The 22,152-nt window shown below is 72.8% G+C and carries 19 protein-coding genes; 11 read left to right on the top strand and 8 right to left on the bottom strand.

What is annotated here, in order from left to right; all coding sequences use genetic code 11:
* Nucleotides 1-31: 31 nt before the first annotated feature.
* Complete coding sequence (locus tag ABFY07_RS38705) at nt 32-805, bottom strand: uracil-DNA glycosylase (protein ID WP_346178964.1); 774 nt, start codon at nt 803-805, stop codon at nt 32-34.
* A 4-nt stretch (nt 806-809) separates the two neighbouring features.
* Nucleotides 810-2,543, bottom strand: coding sequence for a DNA polymerase/3'-5' exonuclease PolX (gene polX / locus ABFY07_RS38700; protein WP_346178963.1), 1,734 nt, complete (start codon nt 2,541-2,543; stop codon nt 810-812).
* Between the two features lie 160 nt (nt 2,544-2,703).
* On the opposite strand from polX, the gene ABFY07_RS38695 reads away from it, so the two are divergent.
* Nucleotides 2,704-3,858: a baeRF2 domain-containing protein gene (locus tag ABFY07_RS38695; RefSeq protein WP_346178962.1), complete on the top strand. Its 1,155-nt coding sequence runs from the start codon at nt 2,704-2,706 to the stop codon at nt 3,856-3,858.
* 322 nt (nt 3,859-4,180) lie between these two features.
* Nucleotides 4,181-4,339, top strand: a complete 159-nt coding sequence (locus ABFY07_RS38690) for a hypothetical protein (protein ID WP_346178961.1) — start codon at nt 4,181-4,183, stop codon at nt 4,337-4,339.
* 105 nt (nt 4,340-4,444) lie between these two features.
* Here the strand turns inward: ABFY07_RS38690 and ABFY07_RS38685 are convergent, their stop codons facing one another.
* Entirely contained in the window at nt 4,445-5,251 is an 807-nt protein-coding gene (locus ABFY07_RS38685; RefSeq protein ID WP_346178960.1) for a SigB/SigF/SigG family RNA polymerase sigma factor, read from the bottom strand.
* A gap of 329 nt (nt 5,252-5,580) precedes the next feature.
* Here ABFY07_RS38685 and ABFY07_RS38680 point away from each other — a divergent pair, with 329 nt between their 5' ends.
* Together ABFY07_RS38680 and ABFY07_RS38675 are read left to right on the top strand one after the other, a co-directional pair.
* Nucleotides 5,581-7,059: an FGGY-family carbohydrate kinase gene (locus ABFY07_RS38680; protein ID WP_346178959.1), complete on the top strand. Its 1,479-nt coding sequence runs from the start codon at nt 5,581-5,583 to the stop codon at nt 7,057-7,059.
* Between the two features lie 133 nt (nt 7,060-7,192).
* Nucleotides 7,193-8,239, top strand: a complete 1,047-nt coding sequence (locus ABFY07_RS38675) for a PHP domain-containing protein (RefSeq protein ID WP_346178958.1) — start codon at nt 7,193-7,195, stop codon at nt 8,237-8,239.
* A 35-nt stretch (nt 8,240-8,274) separates the two neighbouring features.
* Here ABFY07_RS38675 and ABFY07_RS38670 read toward each other — a convergent pair whose 3' ends face one another.
* The 4 genes from ABFY07_RS38670 to ABFY07_RS38655 form a co-directional block, all read right to left on the bottom strand.
* The gene (locus tag ABFY07_RS38670; protein ID WP_346178957.1) at nt 8,275-9,111 is read right to left on the bottom strand and encodes a carbohydrate ABC transporter permease; all 837 of its coding nucleotides are present in this window, start codon (nt 9,109-9,111) and stop codon (nt 8,275-8,277) included.
* Nucleotides 9,108-10,094: a carbohydrate ABC transporter permease gene (locus tag ABFY07_RS38665; RefSeq protein WP_104531471.1), complete on the bottom strand. Its 987-nt coding sequence runs from the start codon at nt 10,092-10,094 to the stop codon at nt 9,108-9,110. Before ABFY07_RS38665 ends, ABFY07_RS38670 begins: the two co-directional genes overlap by 4 nt.
* Nucleotides 10,091-11,395 carry an ABC transporter substrate-binding protein gene (locus ABFY07_RS38660; protein WP_346178956.1) on the bottom strand — a complete coding sequence of 435 codons (1,305 nt, stop codon included), beginning with the start codon at nt 11,393-11,395 and terminating at the stop codon, nt 10,091-10,093. The genes ABFY07_RS38665 and ABFY07_RS38660 overlap by 4 nt, the downstream gene beginning before the upstream one ends.
* 72 nt (nt 11,396-11,467) lie before the next feature.
* Nucleotides 11,468-12,700, bottom strand: a complete 1,233-nt coding sequence (locus ABFY07_RS38655) for an aminotransferase class V-fold PLP-dependent enzyme (RefSeq protein ID WP_346178955.1) — start codon at nt 12,698-12,700, stop codon at nt 11,468-11,470.
* Between the two features lie 247 nt (nt 12,701-12,947).
* Here ABFY07_RS38655 and ABFY07_RS38650 point away from each other — a divergent pair, with 247 nt between their 5' ends.
* The 5 genes from ABFY07_RS38650 to ABFY07_RS38630 all read left to right on the top strand — a co-directional run bounded on the left by ABFY07_RS38650 (nt 12,948) and on the right by ABFY07_RS38630 (nt 18,580).
* The gene (locus tag ABFY07_RS38650; RefSeq protein WP_346178954.1) at nt 12,948-13,715 is read left to right on the top strand and encodes a FadR/GntR family transcriptional regulator; all 768 of its coding nucleotides are present in this window, start codon (nt 12,948-12,950) and stop codon (nt 13,713-13,715) included.
* Nucleotides 13,716-13,844: 129 nt separating this feature from the next.
* Nucleotides 13,845-14,480, top strand: a complete 636-nt coding sequence (locus ABFY07_RS38645; RefSeq protein ID WP_346178953.1) for an extensin — start codon at nt 13,845-13,847, stop codon at nt 14,478-14,480.
* 92 nt (nt 14,481-14,572) lie between these two features.
* Nucleotides 14,573-15,778, top strand: coding sequence for an FUSC family protein (locus tag ABFY07_RS38640; RefSeq protein WP_346178952.1), 1,206 nt, complete (start codon nt 14,573-14,575; stop codon nt 15,776-15,778).
* A gap of 91 nt (nt 15,779-15,869) precedes the next feature.
* The gene (gene dnaK, locus ABFY07_RS38635; RefSeq protein ID WP_346178951.1) at nt 15,870-17,753 is read left to right on the top strand and encodes a molecular chaperone DnaK; all 1,884 of its coding nucleotides are present in this window, start codon (nt 15,870-15,872) and stop codon (nt 17,751-17,753) included.
* A complete protein-coding gene (locus ABFY07_RS38630) occupies nt 17,750-18,580 on the top strand; it encodes a YoaK family protein (RefSeq protein ID WP_346178950.1) in 831 nt (276 codons plus the stop codon). The genes dnaK and ABFY07_RS38630 overlap by 4 nt, the downstream gene beginning before the upstream one ends.
* Nucleotides 18,581-18,586: 6 nt before the next feature.
* Here ABFY07_RS38630 and ABFY07_RS38625 read toward each other — a convergent pair whose 3' ends face one another.
* Entirely contained in the window at nt 18,587-19,777 is a 1,191-nt protein-coding gene (locus ABFY07_RS38625) for a CdaR family transcriptional regulator (RefSeq protein WP_346178949.1), read from the bottom strand.
* Nucleotides 19,778-19,910: 133 nt separating this feature from the next.
* Here ABFY07_RS38625 and ABFY07_RS38620 point away from each other — a divergent pair, with 133 nt between their 5' ends.
* Nucleotides 19,911-21,188 carry a VWA domain-containing protein gene (locus ABFY07_RS38620; protein ID WP_346178948.1) on the top strand — a complete coding sequence of 426 codons (1,278 nt, stop codon included), beginning with the start codon at nt 19,911-19,913 and terminating at the stop codon, nt 21,186-21,188.
* Entirely contained in the window at nt 21,188-22,054 is an 867-nt protein-coding gene (locus tag ABFY07_RS38615) for a hypothetical protein (RefSeq protein ID WP_346178947.1), read from the top strand. The genes ABFY07_RS38620 and ABFY07_RS38615 overlap by 1 nt, the downstream gene beginning before the upstream one ends.
* The last annotated feature ends 98 nt before the right edge of the window (nt 22,055-22,152 follow it).

The raw sequence follows: 22,152 nt of genomic DNA, 5'->3' as shown, positions 1-22,152 counted from the left end.
GGCGGCCCGTCCTTCCCCGTGCGGAGACCCCCTACAGCCCGGCCGCCTCCGCCGCCGCGTGGAGCACGTCCCGCAGCATCGCCGGAGTCAGCCGCCCGGTGAAGGTGTTCTGCTGGCTGACGTGGTAGCAGCCGAACAGCCGCAGCGGCGCACCGGCGCCGGCGGCCCGCAAGGTGGCCCGCCCCCCGTGGCCGAACGGCGGGCGCGGGCGGGGCACCTCCCAGCCGGCGGAGGCCAGCGCGGGCAGCGCCGCCTGCCAGCCGAACGAGCCCAGCACCACCACCGAGCGCAACGTCGGGCGCAGCAGCCGCAGTTCCTGGACCAGCCAGGGGCGGCAGGTGTCGCGCTCCTCGGTCGTGGGCCGGTTGGCCGGCGGGGCGCAGTGCACGGGCGCGGTCACCCTGACCCCGCGCAGCTCCAGACCGTCGCCCCGGTGGGTCGAGGTGGGCCGGCTGGCCAGGCCGACGTCGTGCAGCGCCGCGAACAGGAAGTCCCCGGCGCGGTCGCCGGTGAACATCCGGCCGGTGCGGTTTCCGCCGTGCGCGGCCGGGGCCAGACCGACGATCGCCAGCGCCGCGCCGTCCGGTCCGAAGCCGGGCACCGGGCGGGCCCAGTAGTCCCACTCGCGGTAGGCCGGGCGCTTGGTACGGGCGGCCTCCTCGCGCCACCGCACCAGGCGCGGGCAGGCGCGGCAGCCGCTCACCCGCTCGTCGAGGTCGGCGAGGTCCCCCGCGCCGGGCGCTGAACGCGCGGGGTGCTCGGGCTGTTCCGGGCTCTCGGGCTGTTCAGGGTGTGAAACGGGCATACGTTCAGCCGTGCCCGTCCTTGCGCAGAAAACGCCTCAGCCGGGTCAGCGGCCAGGTATTGATCACGTCGTCGGGGGTCAGCCAGCCGCGCTGGGCCGTCCCCACCCCGTAGCGCAGCGCGGCGACGTCGAGCGTGGAGTGCGCGTCGCTGTCGACCGCGAACCTCGCGCCGTGCTCCCTGGCGCGCAGGATGTTCTCGTCCGACAGGTCCAGCCGGTCGGGGTGCGCGTTGATCTCCAGCGCGGTGCCGGTGCGGGCGCACGCGGCGAACACCGCGTCGAGGTCGGCGTCGATGCCCGGCCGCTTCCCGATCAGCCGGGTCGTCGGATGGCCGATGATGTTGACGTTCGGGTTCTCGCAGGCCCGCAGCAGCCGCCGGGTCATCTCCTCCCGCGACTGGCCGAATTGGGTGTGCACCGAGGCCACGCACAGGTCGAAGTCCTCGAGGAAGTCGTCGGGCCAGTCCACGTCCCCCTCGACGTCGATGTTGAGCTCCACGCCGTGCAGCAGCCGCATCCCGCCGCGCCCCCGCGCCCGGTCCAGGTCCCGGATCCGTGCCCGCTGGGCGAGGATCTTCTCGTCGGTCATCTGCTGCATGTACAGCTTCGGCGCGTGGTCGGTGACGGCGTAGTACGCGTAGCCGCGCCGCCCGGCCGCCTCGATCATCTCCTCCAGCGGTTCGAGGCCGTCGGTGAGGTTCGTATGGGTGTGCAGGTCGCCGCGCAGGTCGGACTCCGCCACCAGCCGCGGGAGCCGCCCGTTCAGGGCGGCCTCGATCTCGCCGCGGTCCTCCCGCAGCGTCGGCGGGATCCAGTCCATGCCGAGCCTGGCGTACACGTCCTCCTCGCTGCGCGAGGCGATCTTCCTGCCGCTCTTGGCGTCGAAGAGCCCGTACTCGGAGAGCTTCAGGCCGTGGCGCATCGCGATGGCGCGGACGCGGATGTTGTGCGCCTTGGAGCCGGTGAAGTACTGCAGCCCCGCGCCCCAGGAGTCCAGGGGCAGCACCCGCAGGTCCACCTGCAGCCCCTTGGTGGTGCGGATCGAGGTCTTCTTCTCGCCGCGGGCGATGACCTCGGCGGTGTACGGCAGGTGGGCGAACGCCTCCATGAACGGGGCCGATTCGTCCGCCGCCACCAGGATGTCGATGTCGCCGACGGTCTCCTTCATCCGCCGCAGCGACCCCGCGTACTCGCAGGCCTCACAGCCGGCCACCCGGCACAGCTCGGCCACGACGTCGTCGGCCACGCTCATGGCCACGTTGAGCGGGAACCGGTCGCCGGCGGCCTGCATGAGGGCGATGCCGTGGAGGATGTTCTCCTCCGTCTTCGGGCCGAAGCCCTTGAGGTCGCGCAGCTTGTGGTCGTGGATCGCGTCGGAGAGCTCGTCGATGGACGCGATGTGCAACTCCTCGTACAGCATCATGGCCTTCTTCGGCCCGAGCGCCGGGATGGCCGTCAGCTGCCGAACCCCGGCCGGGATCGCGGCGCGTGCCTCCTCGACGGCGGGCACGCTGCCGGTGCGCAGATACTCCACGACCTTGTCGGCGATCGACTTGCCCACTCCGGGGATCTCGCGCAGGCCCTTCGCGTCGAGCCGCGAGACATCGCGCGGATACCCGGCGATCGCGCGGGCGGCCTTCTCGTAGGCGCGCGCCTTGAACGCGTCCCCGCCGGTGATCAGGAGGAGGTCCGCGTACTCCCGCAGCAGCGCCTCGACCTCCTCGTTGGAGCGAGTCACATCGTCAAGTCTAGGTGGGCCGTGCCGCCGATGGCGCGGCCCGGCGTGCCTGGCGTTCGGGAAGCGGTGGAGGGATCCTGGGGGCAGGAACGGGGCGGGGGCTCCGGATTCCTCCGGGTGCGCCCCGGCTCTCGTGCGTTTCCCCGGGATGGGGGAGGTCATGGACGTTGGATTCCTGAAGCCGCTGTTCGATCGCCCCGGTCCGTGGGCCTGTGTCTACCTGGACACCTCGCGTGCGACCGAGGACGCGCCCAGGCGGCGCAGGCTGCGGGAGCGGTTCGTGTCCGAGCAGCTCGCCCGGCAGGGCGCCGACGCCGCCACGCGCGACGCGCTGGTCGAGCGGCTGGCCCGCGAGCGGACGGGCAGGCCGTCCGCGGGGCGCGCGCTGTTCGCGGCGGACGGGGAGGTGGTCCTCGACCTCCCGCTGGCCGCCTCGCCGCCGGATGTGGTCACCTCCTGGTCGATGCTTCCCCGGGTGGCGCCGCTGGCGTCCCTGCGCGGCGAGTGGCCCCCCTGTCTGGTGGCCCGTGTCGACCGCTCCGGAGCCGATCTGGAACTGCTCGACGACGCCGGTCCGCGCCCCGCCGGCCGGGCGAGGGGCGGCCCGCCCCAGGGGCGCGGCCACCGCTCCGTACCCGCCGACCGGCACGAGTGGCACTACCGGAACCGGGTCGAGAACACCTGGGATCAGACCGCCGACCTGGTCGCCGGCGAGCTCGCGCGGCGGTGGCCGGAGAGCGACGCGCGCCTGCTGGTGCTGGCCGGTGAGCCGCGCGAGCGCCGGGCGGTGCACGAGCGGCTGCCCGAGCCGCTGCGCGCCCGTGCGGTGGAGGCGCAGCACGGCAGCAGGGCCGCGGGCAGCGCCCGGGCGCTGCTGGAGGCGGAGATCGAACGCGCCCGCGAGGAGTACGCGCGCTCCCATCTGGAGGAGGTCCTGGATCTCTTCCGCGCCGCCCGGGGCCGCCCGGGTGAGCCGGGGGTGGGCGGCGCCCACGACGGTTCCGCGTCCGGTGGCGCGGCGGAGGGAATGCCGGCGGTGGTGGAGGCGGTGCGCAGCCACCAGGCGGCCACCCTTCTGCTGGGGCAGACGGGGGCGGACGCCCGCCGGGAGGTGTGGATCGGCCCCGGTGTGGACCAGGTGGCCGTGCAGCGGGCCCAGGTGCGCGCGCTGGGGGTCGCGGCGCCCGAGGCGGCGCGCGCGGACGACGCGCTGGTGCGCGCGGCCGCGGCGGCGGACACCGAGGTGCTGGTGGTTCCGGAGGGCATGGCCGGGCCGGCGGGCGGCCTCGGCGCGGTGCTGCGCTGGCACGGCTGAGCCGGCCCTCGGCCGAAGGTGTGGCCCGGACGGGCCGCCAGGCCGAAGCTGGGCCGGTTGGGTGACCGCCGGCCCGGTGCGCGGATCCGTTCTGCGCCGTCGGCGCGTACACCCGCCACGAGCCGGACATCACCGACCTGTCGCGGCGAACCGTGTGAGCTGAGCGACTTCCCGGCGCGTCCTGCGAATTTCACAAGATCACAATCTTGTATGGTTGCCGTAGCGCGAAGGAGCCCGTGGTCAGCAGCCCGGCGACGGTCGGCGCTGAGGGGCTCCCGGCGTGGACCCGTCAGTGTTCGCACGCTCACGAAAGGGGCTCCACATGCTGTCTACGGAGAATCGTCCCCCGGCCCCCCGCCGCTCCACCGGGCGCTGGCGGCGTTACGGCCGAATCGCGGCGGCGAATTTCGTGCGCGGCGCCTCGTACGCGTGTGGCACCGCGGTCATCGCCCTGATGACCTGGTGGGTGCAGACCCACTGACCGCACGCACCAGGTGATCCCGGCGCCCGGCCGGGGCACGCCGGGCGCCAGGATCCTCTCACCCGGCCGCGGGAGCGCGGCCGCGTCGGGTGCCGGGCGGCGCGTTCAGCTCGCCTCGGCCAGGACCTGCTCGCACACGTTGGAGCAGGTTCGGTTGATCAGGCGGGAGACGTGCATCTGGGAGATGCCCAGCTGCTCGGCGATGCGGCTCTGGGTCATGTCGCAGAAGAAACGCATGTACAGGATCCGCCGCTCCCGCTCGGGGAGCCGCACCAGCCTCGTCCGCACGGCCTCCCGGTCCACGACCCGGTCGTAGGCGGGCTCCCGCTCGCCGAGGGTGTCCATCAGGGCGTAGCCGTCGTCGGCGCCGGGCAGCTGGGCGTCCAGCGAGAGCGGGGTGAAGCTGTCCAGGGCCTCCATGCCGACGCGCACGTCCTCCTCGCACAGGCCGGTGCGCTCGGCGATCTCCTGGAGGTCGGGCGCGCGGTCGTCCAGCGAGTGGGACAGCTCGCGGTGGGCGGCCCGCACCCGGTTGCGCAGCTCCTGGACGCGGCGGGGGACGTGCAGCCCCCACAGGTGGTCGCGGAAGTGGCGCTTGATCTCACCGACGATGGTGGGCACCGCGAAGCTCTCGAAGGCCGAACCGCGCGCCGGGTCGTAGCGGTTGACGGCCTTCACCAGGCCGAGGGCGGCGACCTGCCGCAGGTCCTCCAAGGCCTCGCCACGGTTGCGGTACTGGCCGGCCAGCCGCTCGGCCATCGGCATCCAGGCCTCGACCACCCGCTGCCTCAGCGCGTCCTTCTCCGGTCCGTCCGGGAGTTCCGCGATCCTCTCGAACTCGGCGGACGTGTCGGGCGCGTCGTCGTGCGGGTGGGCCGACGGGCGAGTCTTGGGCTGCACTGCGGTCGTCACGGAACGCACCTCCTGCGGATGGGAATGCCGGTCTCTTGGGGGCCGTCGGCGCTGCTCCGCGGGAGGCTCGGGACCAGGTCACGCCCTGAGCGGCCACACCGCTCCCGCGAGGCGTGCCTCCGGTCCGAAGCACGAGTATCCGCCTGCCCGGGGCATCGGGGGGTAAACCGGCTCCGCTCGCGGGCATCCTTCCTTTGCCGCCCCATTGCTCCGGAATCTCCCGGGTCGACCCGTCCGCTCCCGCGCGGGCGGCGGCTACCGTATGCACCTGACGCCATGCACCTGACGCCGGGGCAACCGGACGGGTACGCACGACGAACGAGGGGGCGATGAGCGAATCGGTGTTCCTCGGTGTCGACATCGGCACCGGATCCTCCAAGGGGGTGGCGGTCCGCGCCGACGGCCGGGTGCTCGCCCGCGCCGCGCGCCCGCACCGCACCGCCACCCCCGCGCCCGGCCGGTTCGAACACGACGCCGAGGCCGTGTGGTGGGCCGACTTCACCGGCATCGTCCGGGAACTGCTGGACACCGACGGCGTGGACCCCGGCGCGGTGGCCGCGGTCGGCACCTCCGGCATCGGACCGTGCCTGCTGCCCGCCGACGCCGCCGGCCGCCCGCTTCGCCCCGCCATCCTGTACGGCATCGACACCCGCGCCACCACCGAGATCGCGGAGCTGACCGCCGAACTCGGCGCGGCGGAGATCCTCGTGCGCGGCGGCTCCCCCCTCACCAGCCAGGCGGTCGGCCCGAAGCTGCGCTGGCTGGCCCGCCACGAGCCGGACGTGTGGCGGGCGACCCGCCGCTTCTTCATGGCCTCCAGCCTGCTGGTGCACCGGCTGACGGGGGAGTACGTGCTGGACCACCACTCCGCCAGCCAGTGCGACCCGCTCTACGACCTCGACGCCCGCCGCTGGAGTGACACCTGGGCCCAGCGGGTGGCCCCCGGCCTCGAGCTCCCGGCCCTGGCCTGGCCCGGGGAGGTGGTGGGCACCGTGCACCGGGCCGCCGCCGCGGCCACCGGCCTGCCCGCGGGGGTGCCGGTACTCGCCGGCACCATCGACGCCTGGGCGGAGGCCGCCAGCGTGGACGCGCTGTCACCCGGCGACGCCATGGTGATGTACGGCTCGACGATGTTCCTCACCGTCATGGGCGAGCGCCCGATGCGCCACCCCGCCCTGTGGGGCACCACCGGAGTGCGCCCGGGCAGTTACTGCCTCGCGGCGGGCATGGCCACCTCCGGCAGCCTCACCGACTGGCTGCGGGAGCTCACCGGCTCGGACTTCGCCACCCTGCTGGCCGAGGCCGAACGGGTGCCGCCCGGCTCGCGGGGCCTGCTGATGCTGCCGTACTTCGCCGGGGAGCGCACCCCGCTGTTCGACCCGCGAGCGCGCGGCACCGTCATCGGCCTGACCCTGGGCCACGGGCGGGCGGAGCTGTACCGGGCGGCCCTGGAGGCCACCGCCTTCGGCGTGCGCCACAACCTCGAGGCGTTCGCCGACGCCGGGGCCCGCATCGACCGGCTGGTCGCGGTGGGCGGCGGCGCCCGTGGCCTGTGGACGGCCATCGTCTCCGCCGCGACCGGCCTGCCGCAGCAGATCCCCGCCGAGACCATCGGCGCCTCCCTGGGAGACGCCGCCCTCGCGGCTCGGGCCCTCGGCGTGGACACCGGCGGCTGGAACCCGATCACCGCGACCGTCGAGCCGGACGAGGCCTGGCGCCCGGTCTACGACGACCGCTACCCCCTGTACCGGCAGCTCTACGACGCGACCCGCCGGATCAGCCACGCCCTGGCCGCGTCGACGCCCTGATGAACCTCTGGACGCCTCGATGAACCTTTGAAGGGGGCCCCGCCACGGGCACGGGAAGCGGGGAGCGGCGACCCTGGGAGAGGGGCTCGCGGAGCCTCGGACCCGGATCGGTCGGAAAGGCAGGACACACACCATGGACCCCATGGAGGCGCTGGACCGGATCGCGTTCCTCCTGGAGCGCGCCCAGGCCCCGACGTACCGGGTGCGCGCCTTCCGCACGGCCGCCGAGGTGTTGGCCGGGCTGCCCGCCGAGGACGTGGCACGACGGGCGGCCACGGGCACCCTCGAGTCGCTCAAGGGGCTGGGCCCCACGACCTCCCGGGTGGTCCGGGAGGCGCTGGCCGGACAGGTGCCCGGCTATCTGGAGAAGCTGGAGACGGAACAGGACGGGGACACCCGCCCGGAGGAGCGGCCCGGAGCCGCGCTGCGGGCCGCCCTGCGCGGCGACTGCCATCTGCACTCGGACTGGTCGGACGGGGGCTCACCGATCGAACTGATGGGCCGCACCGCCGCCCGCCTCGGCCACGACTGGGCCGTGCTCACCGACCACTCGCCCCGGCTGACCGTGGCCCGCGGCCTGTCCGCCGACCGGCTGCGCGCACAGCTGGAGGTGGTCGAGGAGCTGAACGGACGGCTCGCCCCCTTCCGGCTGCTCACCGGCATCGAGGTCGACATCCTCCTCGACGGCTCCCTGGACCAGGAGCCGGAACTGCTGGACCGGCTGGACGTGGTGGTGGCCTCCGTCCACTCCAAACTGCGGATGGACCCCCGCCCCATGACCCGCCGGATGGTCGCGGCGGTCGGCAACCCGCTGGTCGACGTGTTGGGGCACTGCACCGGGCGGCTGGTCGGCGGGCGCCGCCCGGAGTCCCGGTTCGACGCCGAGGAGGTGTTCGGCGCCTGTGCCGCCGCCGGCACCGCCGTGGAGATCAACTGCCGGCCGGAGCGCCTCGACCCGCCGCGCCGGCTGCTGCGCCAGGCCGTCCAGGCGGGCGTCTTCTTCTCGATCGACGCCGACGCGCACGCCCCGGGGCAGCTCGACTGGCAGATCAACGGGTGCGCCCGGGCCGAGGAGTGCGGCGTGCCCCGGGAGCGGGTCGTCAACACCTGGACGGCCCGCCAGCTGCTGACCTGGACCCGCACCCGCCGGGCCCCGCGCGCGCGGGTACGGAAGGACTGACGGCCGCCGGCCGCGCCCGGCGGCCACCCCCTCGCCTACCCCTTCACCGCGCCCGAGGTCAGCCCCTGGACGATATGGCGGCTGGCGAAGGCGAACAGCACCATGGTCGGCACGATGGTGAGCACGGCCGCCGCGGACATCGAGCCCCAGTCGATGTTGAAGCTGGAGATGAAGCCGTTCAGCGCCGTGGGGATGGTCTTGTTGGCGTCGCTGTTCATCAGGGTGACCGACAGGAACAACTCGTTCCAGCAGTTCACGAAGTTGAAGATGAACGCCGCCACGATGCCGGGCTTCATCACGGGCAGCAGCACCCGGAAGAGCGCCCCGAAGCGCGAACACCCGTCGATCATCGCCGCTTCCTCCAGCGCGTCCGGGATGTTCTCGAAGAACCCGCGGAGCATCACGGTGCTGAACGGAATGCACACCGCGATGTACACCAGGATGAGCCCAAGCCGGTTGTCGACCAGATTCAGCTGGGTCATCATCATGTACAGCGGCCCCAGCGCGATGAAGGACGGAATCATCTGGGTGACCAGGGCGGCCATCAGCAGCGCCGACTTGCTCCGGAACTCGAAGCGCGCCAGCACATAGGCCGAGAGCACGGAGATGGCCGTGGCCACCGTGCCCGCGACGGTCGCGACGACCAGGCTGTTGCTCAGGTAGTCGCCGAACCGTGCCTTGCCGAACAGCCCGCTGTAGTTCTCCAGGGAGAAGTTCTTCGGCCAGTAGGCGATCGGGAACGCGAAGATGTCGCCGGGCGCCTTGAACGAGGTGATGGTGATCCAGTACAGCGGGAACACCGTGATGACCAGCCAGAGCGTCAGGAAGGCGACGCGGGTCACCCGCCCCGCGGCGGACTCCTTGCGTATCACGACCTCGCTCCCTTCTTCTCGCGGGTGGCCATGAGGTAGAAGACGGAGAACACCATGAGCAGCGCGACGACGACCAGCCCGAGCGCCGAGGCCTTCCCGTAGTCGCCCTGCTGGGTGATGGTGATCATCCAGGTGGTCACGATGTGCGTCTCGTTGGACGGTCCGCCACCGGTCATCCCGAAGATGATGTCGGGGAAGTTGAAGATCCAGATGACCCGGAGCAGCACGGTCAGCGCCAGCGTGGCGCGGATGTACGGAATGGTGACCTGGAACAGCGTGCGGACCTTGCCCGCCCCGTCGAGTTCGGCCGCCTCGTACAGCTCGTCGGGGATCGACTGCAGCGCCGCCAGGATCATGATGGCGAAGAAGGTGACGCCGTACCAGATGTTGGCGATGACGACGGCGGCCATCGCGGTCTTCGGCTCCGCCAGCCACGGGACCGGCTCGTCGATCAGCCCGGCCTTCGACAGCAGGTCGTTGACGACGCCGAATTCGCTGTTGAACATCCAGCGGAACAGGATGCCGATGAGGAATCCCGAGATGGCCCACGGGAAGAAGACCAGCGCCTGGTAGAGCCCCCGGAAACGGAAGCGCCGGCGCAGCCACAGGGCGATCGCGAAGCCGATCACCAGCTGGGGGACGAGGGAGGCGACCACCCAGATGAGGGTGTTGTCGAGCACGGTGTAGAACACCGGGTCCCGGAAGATGGCCTGGAAGTTCCTGATCCCCACCCATGAGGTGTCGGTGAGGTCGTTGAGATTCCAGTTGCGGAACGCCATCTGGCTTCCCGAGACCATCGGGTAGTAGGTGAACACCGCGACGAACAGCACCGCCGGAGCCATGAACCCGGCGATGGCCAGGCCCCGGCGGACCGTGAACGCCGGTTTGCGCGAGCGGGGGCGGGGGCCCGCCGTCTTGACGGGCGCGGGCCGGGCGCCCCGACGGGTGGGGCGCCCCGCCTCCTTGGAGGTCGACAGGCTCACGTCCGGCTCTTCCACTTCTTCGTCCAGTACGCGTCCCAGCCGGCCAGCAGCTCCTCGGGCGTCATCTTGCCCAGCAGCAGTTTCTGCAGCTCGGCGTCGGACTTCTGGACCCACTCGGTCCACCAGGAGGCGTCACGCGGCTGGACCACGGTGAGGTACGTGTCCGGGTTCTCGGTCATCGTCACATAGCTCGCCCACGGCCCGGTCCGGTAGAACGAGTCCTCGCCCGCGCCCTTGAGGATCGGCACGAGGCTGTTCTCCTTGGTGAAGGTGGTCGAGGCGTCCCCCTGCGAGAGGAACTCGACCAGCTTCACCGCCTCCGCCTTGTGCTTGCTGCCCGCGGCTATGCCCCAGCCCGCGGTCGCCACCGGCTGGACGGCCTTGCCACTGGGGCCGGCCAGCAGGGGAGCCGTGGTCCACTGGCTCTCCTTGATGGACTTCGACTGCCGCACCGTGGCGATGACCTCGGGGTCCTGCAGCAGGAAGGCCGTGGAGCCGTTGGAGAAGCCCTCCACCATCTCCGGGTAGCCCCAGGCGACCGACGAGGGTGGCGAGGCCTTCTTGAACAGCTTGAGGTAGGTCTTCATGGCGTCGAGCGCCTCGGGCGCCGAGAAGATGGTCTTGCCGTTGGTGAGCCTGAACCCGTTGTCGTGGTCGATCCGGTCCGCCACATACGCCTCGATGACCGCGACCGCGTTGCTGTTGGCGTTGGTCCCGCCGCGGAACGCGTAACCGTACTGGCGCTTGGCCGGGTCCTGGATCGCGCTCGCCTGGTTCAGCAGCTCGTCCCAGCTGGCCGGCGGCTTCTTGAAGCCCGCCTCCTTGACCAGGTCGGTGCGGTAGAACAGGCTCAGCCCGTAGAAGCCGTAGGGGATGTAGTACGTCCGGCCCTTGGCGTCCTTGGCGTACTTGGCCGCGTTGTCGGTGAGGTCCTTCCAGCCCGCCCAGCCCTTGAGGTCCTTGCTCATGTCGTAGAGCCAGCCGTTGGTCGCCCAGGGACCCGCGGTGATGTCCCGCACCTCGAGCGCGTCGACCCCGCTGCCGGACTGCAGCATCTGCTGGATCTTCTGGTCCGCCTGATCGGTCGGCGGCGAGATGAGATCCACCTTGATCTTCGGGTTCTTCTTCTCGAAGTCCGCGATCAGCTTCTTCAGGACCGCGGTACGGCTGGGATTGGTCAGGCTCTCGACCATCTTGAGATGGACCTTGCCGTCACTCACCCCGGCGGTACAGCCCGTCATGGCCGTCATGACCGTGGTGGCGGCCAGGCCGAGGGCGATGACTGCCTGCCTTCTTCTCATCCTTGTCCTCTTCCATGGATGTCGGCGCGCGCCATGGCGCCGTGGCGGATCACGGAGATGTGCCGGGCGCCGCTACGGCGCGCCGCCCGGCGTGCGGGCCCACTCGGCGAGCTTCGGCACGCAGTGCTCGGCGAAGTACTCGAAGTCGGCGGCCGTGTTGTACACATGCGTCGACAGACGGAAGTAGCCGACCCCGCCGAAGCTGGTGAAGGCCACTTCCACATCCAGCTCGCGCGCCACCCGGTCGCGCAGCGCGTCGGCCTCCAGCCGGGTGGTGCCGAGCCCCGCCGGCAGCCGCACCAGGCGCATCGGGCCCACCGGCATGCCGACGTCCACGGCCGCGCTCTCGCCCATGACCTCGGCGAAGGCCTCGCCGATGACACGCTCCGCGTAGTCGGCCAGTTCGCTCATATAGGCGCGGGCACGCTCCCAGCCCCAGGTGGCCTCGATGAAGTCCAGGGCCGTCGGCGCCGCCAGGTAGGAGGTGGCGTCCACCGTCCCCTGGGTGTCGAAGCGGTCGGGGAAGGGCTCGCCGGCGCCCCAGGAGTCGATCAGAGGGCGGAGGGAGTCGCGCAGCGGGCCCCGGGCGACCAGGGCGGCGGTGCCGCGCGGCGCACAGCCGAACTTGTGCAGATTGCCGGTCCAGAAGTCGCAGTCCACCCCGTCCAGCGGATCGGCGAGCAGGCCGGGCACATGCGCCCCGTCCACCAGCAGCGGAATGCCGCGCTCCCGCGCCACCGCGCCGATCCGCCGCACCGGCATGCGGCGGGCGGTCGCCGAGGTGATGTGGTCCAGCACGATCAGCCCGGTGGCCTCGCTCAGGGCGGCCACCACGGCCGCGCTGGCCCGTTCCTCGTCCGCGTCGAGCGGCACATGGACCGTACGCACCGTGGCGCCGTGACGCCGGGCCAGCCGCTCGGCCCCCATGGTCACCGCCCCGTACCCGTGGTCCGTGACCAGCACCTCGGCGCCGGGCCGCAGCGTCAGGTTGGCGTACACCACACTCGCCCCGCCGCTCGCGTTCGGCACCAGGGCACAGTCCTCGGGCGCCACCCGCAGGAACCCGGCGAGGGCGGTCCGGGCCGCCGCCACCCGTTCCGGAAGCGTCGCGAACCACAGCACCGGCGAACGGTCCATCTCCTCGCGCAGCCGCTGCTGTTCGCGCTGCGCCACCACCGGCACCGCCCCGAAGGACCCGTGGTTGAGGTGGCGCTGCCCGGGGTGCAGGGACCATGCCCGGGCGGCCGGGCGGCCGTCGGCGAGAAGCAGGGGGCGCGGCGCTGTGCTGACGTCGGTCTCGCTCACGTGACTGGACATCTCCCAGGAATCGGCCGATACATCAGACACTCGCTGGCAAGAGGTCTGATGACTTGGTCGGTGACTTGGCCCCGGATCCTCACACAGCGGCCATGATGAAGGCAATAGGTGTACGGCTCCGATAAGTCATCTAATGATTTGCGGTTGCCTCGGGGGAGAGATCTGATGACTCGATAGAGTGAGAACCTGAGACACGGCGTCGTCGCCGAGTCACGGGGAGTGGGGAAGAGAAGCGATGTCCGCAGTCGACAAGGCCTTCCACGGCCTACGGCACATGATCGCCACCGGCCGGCTGGTCGCCGGGCAGCGCATTCCGCCCGAGAGCGAGCTGTGCGAGGAGCTGGGGGTCTCCCGCGGGTCCCTCCGCGAGGCGGTGCGCATGCTGGCGGCCCTGCGCGTCATCGAGCCGCGCCACGGCTCGGGCACCTATGTCTCCCAGCTGCGTCCGGAGGACATCGTCGGCAGCCTTTCGCTGACCGTCGACCTGCTGCCGCTGGAGGGGCTGCTGGAGATGTTCGAGCTGCGGCGCGTCCTGGAGTCCCACGCCGCCGCGCAGGCGGCCGCGCGGATGACACCCGAGACGCTGGCCAGGCTCTTCGAGTACATCGAGGCCATGGAGGCCACCGAGGACCCGACCGAGGTGTCCGAACTCGACCACCGCTTCCACGCCGAGATCGCCCGCGTGGGCGGAAATCCCACCCTCGGCTCGCTGCTGGGGGTGTTCCGCGCCCGCTCCCGCGCCTACCAGGTGTTCACCCTCCCCGAGGGCCCCGGCATCAAGCGCGCCAGCGACGAGGACCACCGGGCGATCGCGGACGCCCTCGCCCGCCGCGACCCGACCGCCGCCGCGGGCGCGGCGGCCACGCACGTCGCCCACACCGAGAAGTGGCTGCACGCGTTCCTGCCGACGGACCAGGGCCGGCAACAGGACCAGGGCAACCGGCAACAGGACCAGAACCAGGACAAGAACCAGGACCAGGACAAGAGGAGAGCGGGCGGATGACACGCGGAGAACTCACCACGAATCGCCCCGCTGTGTAACAACTCCGTCTCGGAAACGGTGTCCGGTGGCGTGATCAAGCTTTACTGGTGCGCCGTAGCGAGGACATGTCATACGGGAGACTCGAGCGAGATGGGCCGACACAGCCGCCCCACCCCTGCGCAGCAGGCACGTGCCACAACGATCAAGGCGGCCGCCGCCCTGGGGGTGGCGGGCACCATCGCCCTCGCTCTCCACTCGTCGATCGGCGGCGACAAGACCGTCCAGGCGCGCGCCGACGTCAGCTCCCAGCCGGACGGGACGCCCGAGGCCGGCCCCGGCGGCTCGGACCGGTCCACGGGCTCCGACCGGCCGACCGGCCCGGACCGGTCCACCGACGCCGACCGGCCCGGCGGCACCGGGCCGGCCCCCACCGCCTCCGCCAAGCCCAAGCTCGTACGGGACGCCGACGGCGCCTCCCGGGCCGACACCTCGCGCACCCGCGAGCCCTCCGGCACCTCCACGGCCGGCACCCCGTCGACCGCGCCCACGAGCGACCCCGACGCAGAGGCGCCCTCGGCGTCCGAGCCGGACACCACCAAGCCCACCTCGCCCGCCGAGGATCCCACCACCCACCCGGCCGACCACGGGCACGAGTCCGGCGGGCACCAGGACACGGGCCAGGGGAGGGACAAGGACCACGGCCTGGTGGGCGGTGTGATCGACGGCGTCGGCGACACGGTCGACGGCGTGCTCGGCGGCCTGACCGGCGGCCTCCTGGGCGGCTGAGCAGCCGGGTCCCGGGCGCTCCCGTACCGCCGTGACGTCGCTGTTCCGGCCGCCTTGCGCATACACCGGCGCTCCCCAGGAACCCGGCGGGTATGGATCTTCTGTCAGGTGTGTCGCACGCCGCCCGCGTGGTGCGTGCGGAGGCCGGGGTGGTGATGGCCGCCCTGCGGCGGGCACGGCGGGGCCCCGGGCGCGAGCGGGACTTGCTCGTCCAGTCCTTGAAGGCGGCCGGCGCGGCCATCCTCGCGTGGTCGATCTCCGGGTGGTGGCTCAGGGACCCGGTGGCCCTGATGGCGCCGTGGGTGGCGGTGGTGCTGGTCCAGGCCACTGTCTACCGTTCCGTCCTCAAGGGCCTGCAGCAGCTCGCGGCGATAGCCGCCGGCACCCTGGTGGCCACCGCGGCCGTCGCCGTCACCGGTGACACGCTGGCCGCCATCGCCGTGGCCCTGCCGGTCGTCATGCTGCTGAGCAACTGGCCCAGATTCGGGGACCAGGGCATCTACGGGCCCACCACCGCCCTGTTCACCCTCACCTCCGCGCCGGTCTCCGACGTCACCGTCACCCACCGGCTGCTGCAGGCGGCCCTCGGTGCCGCCATCGGTATCGCGGTCAACGCGCTGATCCTGCCTCCGGTCCATCTGCGCGACGTACGGGAGAACCTGCGCGCGCTGGCCGAGAAGGCCGCCGAGACGCTCCGGGCGATCGGCGAGGGGCTCGTCGAGGAGCGGTGGGACGTGGGCACCGCCGCCGACTGGACGCGCCGCTCGGAGGACCTGCGGCAGCGGCTGGAGAGCCTGCGCGCGGCGCGGCAGTGGAGCGGTGAGAGCCTGCGGCTGAACCCCGGGCGGCGGCGCCGGCTGCGGCGCGGGATGACCGATGTGCCGTCCGAGGAGGAGGACGAGCGGTGGGCCCGGATCGTGGCCCACCTCTCCGCGCTGGTCCGCACCCTCGCCGACATCGCCGACGAGAACCGCGCCATCGAGCTCCCCGACGCCCGGGCGCTGTGCGACCACGGCCGGCTGCTGGGCCGGCTGGCCGACGCCTGCCGGGCGCACGCCACCCTGCTGAGCGGCCCCGCCGCGCCCGAGGCGGCGGCCGCGCGGTCCGAGCTGGAGGAGGCCCTGTCGCAGGTCGCCAGGTTGCACACCTCCCTCCAGGAGAACCTGGTCGAGGGCGGCGGCCGCGGTGGCACGCCGAGCATCGCCGCGTTCGGGGCGCTGCTGGTGCAGGCCCAGAACATCTGGCACGAGGCCTGCCTGGACGACGACGGCACCGCCCCCACCGACCACAGGCCATGAGAAAAACTCGCAAGTCCGGTTTTTTGTAGCATTGAGCATAAATCGGATCACTCTGTGAAGGGCTCCCGTCCCGCAGGAGAGGAGTGTTGAGATGACCCGCGCAGTCGGTATCGACCTGGGGACGACGAACTCCGTGGTGTGTGTCCTGGAGGGCGGCGAGCCGACCGTCATCACCAACACCGAGGGCGCCCGCACGACCCCCTCGGTGGTGGCGTTCGCCAAGAACGGCGAGGTGCTGGTGGGCGAGGTGGCCAAGCGTCAGGCCGTGACCAACGTGGAGCGCACGGCGCGGTCGGTCAAGCGCCACATGGGGGACGCGGGGTGGCGCTTCCCCGCCACCGGGGACGTGGACGGCAAGCGCTACACCGCGCAGGAGATCTCCGCGCGCGTGCTGCAGAAGCTCAAGCGCGACGCGGAGGGCTACCTTGGCGAGGACGTGACGGACGCGGTGGTCACCGTCCCGGCGTACTTCAACGACGCCCAGCGGACCGCCACCAAGGAGGCGGGCGAGATCGCCGGCCTGAAGGTGCTGCGGATCATCAACGAGCCGACGGCCGCCGCCCTGGCGTACGGCCTGGACAAGGAGAACGACCAGACCATCCTGGTCTTCGACCTCGGCGGCGGCACCTTCGACGTCTCGCTGCTGGAGATCGGCGAGGGGGTCGTCGAGGTCAAGGCCACCAACGGCGACACCCACCTGGGCGGCGACGACTGGGACCAGCGGATCGTCGACCACCTCGTCACCCGGTTCAAGGGCGGCTACGGGGTGGACCTGGCCAAGGACAAGATGGCGCTCCAACGGCTGCGCGAGGCCGCGGAGAAGGCGAAGATCGAGCTGTCCGCGGCCACCGAGACCACCATCAACCTGCCCTACATCACGGCGTCCGCCGAGGGCCCGCTGCACCTGGACGAGAAGCTCACCCGCTCGCAGTTCGAGCAGCTGACCGAGGACCTGCTGGAGCGCTGCAAGGGGCCGTTCCACCAGGCGGTCAAGGACGCCGGGATCAAGGTGTCCGACATCGACCATGTGATCCTGGTCGGCGGCTCGACCCGGATGCCCGCCGTGACCGGGCTGGTCAAGGAGCTGACCGGCAAGGACCCGCACCGGGGCGTCAACCCGGACGAGGTGGTCGCGGTCGGCGCCTCGCTCCAGGCCGGTGTGCTCAGGGGCGAGGTCAAGGACGTCCTGCTGCTCGACGTCACCCCGCTGTCCCTCGGCATCGAGACCAAGGGCGGCATCATGACCAAGCTGATCGAGCGCAACACGACCATCCCGACCAAGCGCTCCGAGATCTTCACCACGGCCGAGGACAACCAGCCGTCGGTGCAGATCCAGGTGTTCCAGGGCGAGCGCGAGATCGCGGCGTACAACAAGAAGCTCGGCATGTTCGAGCTGACCGGCCTGCCGCCGGCCCCGCGCGGGGTGCCGCAGATCGAGGTCGCCTTCGACATCGACGCCAACGGGATCATGCACGTGTCGGCGAAGGACCTCGGCACCGGCAGGGAGCAGCGGATGACGGTCACCGGCGGCTCCGCGCTGCCGAAGGACGACATCGACCGCATGATGCGTGAGGCCGAGCGGTACGCGGAGGAGGACCACAAGCGCCGCGAGGCGGCCGAGACCCGCAACTCGGCCGAGTCCCTCGTCTACAACACCGAGAAGCTGCTGCGCGACCAGGGGGACAAGGTGCCGCGGGACGCGCGGCAGGAGACCGAGTCGGCCGTCTCCGAGCTGAAGGACGCGCTCAAGGGCGACGACGCCGGCCGGATCCGGGCGGCCACCGACAAGGCAGCCGTGGCCGCGCAGAAGATCGGCACGGCCATGTACGCCCGGGCCGGGGCGCAGCAGGGTGAGGGCGGCGGCTCGGCGGGTGGCGCGGGCGCCGAGGGCGCGGGCGCGGGCCAGGGAGCCGAGGAGGAGGTCGTCGAGGCGGAGATCGTCGACGAGGACAAGCCCAAGGGGGACGCCGGATGAGCGACTCCCGGCCGCCCGGGGAAGGCGGGCCCGAGGGCGGGGCCGACCGTCCGGCGGGCCCGCCCTCGGACCCGCCGGACCATCGGCGCGCGTCGAGCGGCTTAACGGGCGGGAGCGGCCCGGACCGGCCGGGCGGCGCCGACCTGGCGGCCGCCGTCGCGCTGACCGTGGCGACCGGCTCGATGGACGCGGTCGCCTTCCTCTCCCTCGGCGGCGTCTTCACCAGTGTGATGACGGCCAACCTCTCGCTGCTCGGCATGTCGGCGGGGACCCGCGACCCGCAGCTCGCCGGGAACGCCGCGCTCGCGCTCACCGGCTATGCGCTCGGCGCGCTGGTGGGCGGCCGTATCGTCCACGGCCCGAGCGGCAGCCCGGGCAGGAGACGGCCGGCCCGCCGCGCCCTCGCCGTGGAAGTGCTCGCGCTCGGTGCCCTGTGGGGGCTGTGGGCGGCGGCCGGGGGACACCCCGGCGGCGGCCGGCGGACGGGGCTGCTGGCCCTGGCCGCCGTGGCCATGGGAGGGCAGAGCGCCCTGGTGCGCGCCGTCGCCCCGCCCGGGATGTCCACCACCTACTTCACCGGCATGCTGACCAACCTGCTGGCCGACCTCGCCGCCACCGGCAGGGTGCGCTGGGTGACGGCGACGCTGCTGGCCGCCCTGGTGGCGGGGGCCGCCGGGGGAGGGCTGCTGATCACCCTGGCCCCGCCGGCCGCGCCCGCGCTGCCCACCGGGCTGGTCGCCGCGGTCTGGCTGGGCTCCCTGGCGAGCGCGGCGCGAACCGGCCCGCGCGGGCGGGGCGGGCGGGGCGGGCGTGACGGGCGGGGCTGACCCGGCTCAGGGCGGAGCGTCGAGCTGGTCGGCCAGAGCGGCCAGGTAGAGGGCGAGCGTGGTGCGGTGGTCGCGCAGCGGGCGGCCGCTGATCTGCTCGATCTTGTTCATCCGGTAGACGAGGGTGTTGCGGTGGATGCGCAGCGCCGCGGAGGCGCGCACCAGGTTGAAGCCGTTCTCGCACCAGGCCACCACGGTGTCCCGGAGCACCGGCCAGTCCGGCTGCTCGCGCAGGTCCGCCGCGGTGAGCGCCAGCAGCCGGTCGCGGGCGTGGTGGCCGGTGGCCGCGAGCAGCTGGTGGGCGCGCAGGTCGGACACCAGGTGCACCGGCAGCTCGGGCGCCACCCGGGCCCCCAGCCGCAGCGCGTCGCACGCGTCCTGGTACGAGTCGTGCAGACCGCCGACCGAGGTGGCGGGCTCCCCGACACCGACCCGGGCGGCCACGCCGTGCCGACTGCCCACCAGACCGGCCAGTCGCTGACACGCCGTCATCACCCGGCTGACGGAACCCTGTTCGGGTAACCGGTGCAGCACCCCGATCCACCCCGGCGCCGCCCCCGCCACCACGTCCTGCGGATCGTCGAACACCTCCCGCACGGTGCGCAGCAGCTCCGGGCGGACCAGCGCGGTGTCCGGGGCGGGCGGGTCCGCGCGGTGGCGGGCGCTGCCCACGGCGCCGGGCGCGGTCACCTCGACGGCCACCGCGATCCGGCGCAGACGCAGGTCGAAGCCCACCTCGGCGGCGCGGAAGACCACGAAGTCGGGCTCCACGACCTCCGCGTCGTACGTGGCCACATCGGCGAGCAGATCCTCCAGCACCCGCTCCCTGAGCACCCGGGAGCGCAGCACGGACGACTCGCGCAGCAGGATCTCCGTCTGCCGCTTGACCACAAGCCCGAAGCGCCGCACCTGGGCGGGCGTCCCGGTGATGCCGACCGTGCCCACCGCGTGTCCGTCCATGACCAGCGGCAGGGTCACCCCGGCCCGCACCCCCTTGAGCTCCTGCGCCTGCGCCGCGGTGTGGGTGGCGGGCTCCCGGGTGCGCATCACCTCCACCGAGGCCTCGTGGAAGGTGCCGACGCGGCTGGTGTCACCGCTGCCGATGACGATGCCCTCGCTGTCGGTGATGAGGACGTTCAGACCGATGACCGCGGAGGTCTCCCCGGCGATCTCCTGGGCGAGTGAGGGGCTGAGCACGAACGGGATCCTCCGGCCGGTGGGCTGGACGCACCGTACAGCCCACCGGCCCCGACCCGCCACACGTTCATACGGGGTGACCAATGAACACGCGACTTTGGAACGCTCATATGATGCTCCGTAAGATGCCGCGGTGATCAAAAAGAAACGCCTGGCGACAGGCGCCCTCGGGCTGCTCGCGGCCGTGGTGTGCGGCCTGTCGGCCCCGGCCGTGGCCGTCGCCGACGAACCGGACCAACCGGACCGCGAGTCCCCCAAAGTCGAACTCGTGCTGGACGTCAGCGGCTCGATGCGCGCCCGCGACGTGGACGGCATGTCCCGCATGGCCGCCGCCAAGCAGGCGTTCAACGAGGTGCTGGACGCCGCGCCCGACGAGATCCGGCTCGGCATACGCACCCTCGGCGCCACCTACCCGGGCAAGGACCGCGAGACCGGCTGCCTGGACAGCAAGCAGCTCTACCCCGTCGGCCGGGTGGACCGCACCGAGGCCAAGGCCGCCGTCGCCACGCTGCGCCCCACCGGCTGGACACCCATCGGCCTCGCCCTGCGCGGCGCCTCCAAGGACCTGGCGGGCGGCGACGCGACCCGCAGGATCGTGCTCATCACCGACGGCGAGGACTCCTGCGGACAGCCCGACCCGTGCGACGTGGCCCGGGAACTGGCCGCCCAGGGAACCCACCTGGTCGTCGACACCCTCGGGCTGACCCTGGACCGCAAGGTCCGCGAACAGCTCAGCTGCATCGCCGAGGCCACCGGCGGCACCTACACGGCGGTCCAGCACACCGACCAGCTCTCCACCCGCATCAAGCAGTTGGTGCGGCGCTCCGCGGACACGCCGGTGCAGACCCCGACCGCGGTCCAGGGCGCCGAGGAGTGCGCCAAGGCCCCCGTCCTCGGCGCGGGCCTCTACAACGACCGGGAGGGCTTCGGCGAGCACCGCTGGTACCGGGTGAGGGTCGCCCCCGGCCAGGAGCTGCGGGCCTCGGCGAGCGTGGGCGCCGACCGCGCCGTCGACCCCGACTACGGCGTGCTGCTGCGGGCGGTCAGCCAGCGGGGCCGCGAGCTGGTGCGCGGCAGCGAGGCGGGCAGCGGCCGCACCGACGTGATCTCGACCGGGCTGCGCTACCCGGTGGCCGAGGGCCGCGAGGTGGAGGACGACACGCCGCGCACGGTCTGCCTCGAGCTGAGCCAATCGTTCTCCGCGCCCGCGTCCGTCAAGCGCACCCCCGGGCTGCCCGTCGAGCTGTCCGTGAACATCGTCGACGCCGGCGACCCGCCCGGTGACGTGGCCGCCTTCGGCCTCGGCCGCGGCTGGGTGCTGCTGGTGGTGCTCACCGTGACCGGACTGCTGGTGGGACTGGTGTGGGGCTGGCTGGCCCGCTGGCGCGTGACCGTCTGGAGGACCAACTGATGCGTGTCCTACGTACCGCGGGCGCCGCGTTCGCGCTGTGCGCCGCCCTGCTCGCCGGCGCGCCCGTGGCGGCGGCCGACGCGTCCCCGAGCGCGAGCGCGGACGGCGACGACGGCCCCACCGAGGCCGGCACCGGCTTCCGGACCGCCACCGCGATCGAGCAGGGGCAGACCGCGACCGCCTCCGCGTCGGCCGGCGACTACCTCTACTGGGTGTTCCCCGCGGCGGCCGGGCAGGTCCCCACCGTCGAGGCGAACATCAAGCTGCCCGAGGCCCAGGCGCGGCACGGGAAGACCACCTGGCGGCTCGACGTCTACGACGGGCTGCGCCGCCGCCAGGCCTGCACCTCGGGCGCGCAGACCGCGACCGCGGCCCCCGAGGACGCCTCCCTCGACCTCGGCTGCCGGATCCGCCGGGTGCGCCCCTGGTCCGAGGCCTGGGCCAACGAGCCGCTGCCCGGCTCCTACTACATCCGGCTGACCGTCGTGGACCTGCCGGAGCAGGACCTCGGGCTGCCCTTCACCACCGAGGTCACCGCCTCGACCCGGGACACCGGCGGGGCGCACGCGGAAGGCGGCGAGCTCTCCCCGCTGACCCCGGCCGTGCGGGCGGGCGCCACCCAGGCGCCGGACGCCGGGGCGAGCCCGGAGGCGACCGAGTCGCCGACCGGATCCCCGGGCGGGGACGACTCCTCGTCGGACACCACGGCCGCGGCCGAGCCCGACGGCGGCTGGGGTTCGGGCTGGTGGTCCGACCGCTGGGTGTGGACCGTGGCGGGTGGCGCCCTGGGCGCGCTCGCGGGGGTCGGCGGCTACGCGCTCTCCCGGGGGCGCCGCTCCTTCCGCCGCCCACCGGCCGCCGAGTGACGCCGCGCCGGGCCCCTCCCGGCTGTCCGGGGGAGGGCCGGGGCGGGGGGCGGGGGGGGGGGGGGGGGGGGGGGGGGGGGGGGGGGGGGGGGGGGGGG

The sequence above is a fragment of the Streptomyces sparsogenes subsp. cuspidosporus genome (genome assembly GCF_039532705.1).
Lineage (GTDB): Bacteria > Actinomycetota > Actinomycetes > Streptomycetales > Streptomycetaceae > Streptomyces > Streptomyces sparsogenes.
The sequence above is the reverse complement of the archived record's forward strand: the minus strand, read 5'-3'. Positions and strand labels throughout refer to the sequence as shown.

Bases quoted from the DNA above. Each gene is read 5' to 3' on its own strand.
- ABFY07_RS38680 (WP_346178959.1), top strand. From the start codon at position 5,581: ATGAGCGAATCGGTGTTCCTCGGTGTCGACATCGGCACCGGATCCTCC.
- ABFY07_RS38640 (WP_346178952.1), top strand. From the start codon at position 14,573: ATGGATCTTCTGTCAGGTGTGTCGCACGCCGCCCGCGTGGTGCGTGCG.
- ABFY07_RS38660 (WP_346178956.1), bottom strand. From the start codon at position 11,395: ATGAGAAGAAGGCAGGCAGTCATCGCCCTCGGCCTGGCCGCCACCACG.
- ABFY07_RS38630 (WP_346178950.1), top strand. From the start codon at position 17,750: ATGAGCGACTCCCGGCCGCCCGGGGAAGGCGGGCCCGAGGGCGGGGCC.
- ABFY07_RS38615 (WP_346178947.1), top strand. From the start codon at position 21,188: ATGCGTGTCCTACGTACCGCGGGCGCCGCGTTCGCGCTGTGCGCCGCC.
- ABFY07_RS38650 (WP_346178954.1), top strand. From the start codon at position 12,948: ATGTCCGCAGTCGACAAGGCCTTCCACGGCCTACGGCACATGATCGCC.
- dnaK (WP_346178951.1), top strand. From the start codon at position 15,870: ATGACCCGCGCAGTCGGTATCGACCTGGGGACGACGAACTCCGTGGTG.
- ABFY07_RS38645 (WP_346178953.1), top strand. From the start codon at position 13,845: ATGGGCCGACACAGCCGCCCCACCCCTGCGCAGCAGGCACGTGCCACA.
- ABFY07_RS38695 (WP_346178962.1), top strand. From the start codon at position 2,704: ATGGACGTTGGATTCCTGAAGCCGCTGTTCGATCGCCCCGGTCCGTGG.
- ABFY07_RS38705 (WP_346178964.1), bottom strand. From the start codon at position 805: ATGCCCGTTTCACACCCTGAACAGCCCGAGAGCCCGGAACAGCCCGAG.
- ABFY07_RS38690 (WP_346178961.1), top strand. From the start codon at position 4,181: ATGCTGTCTACGGAGAATCGTCCCCCGGCCCCCCGCCGCTCCACCGGG.
- ABFY07_RS38675 (WP_346178958.1), top strand. From the start codon at position 7,193: ATGGACCCCATGGAGGCGCTGGACCGGATCGCGTTCCTCCTGGAGCGC.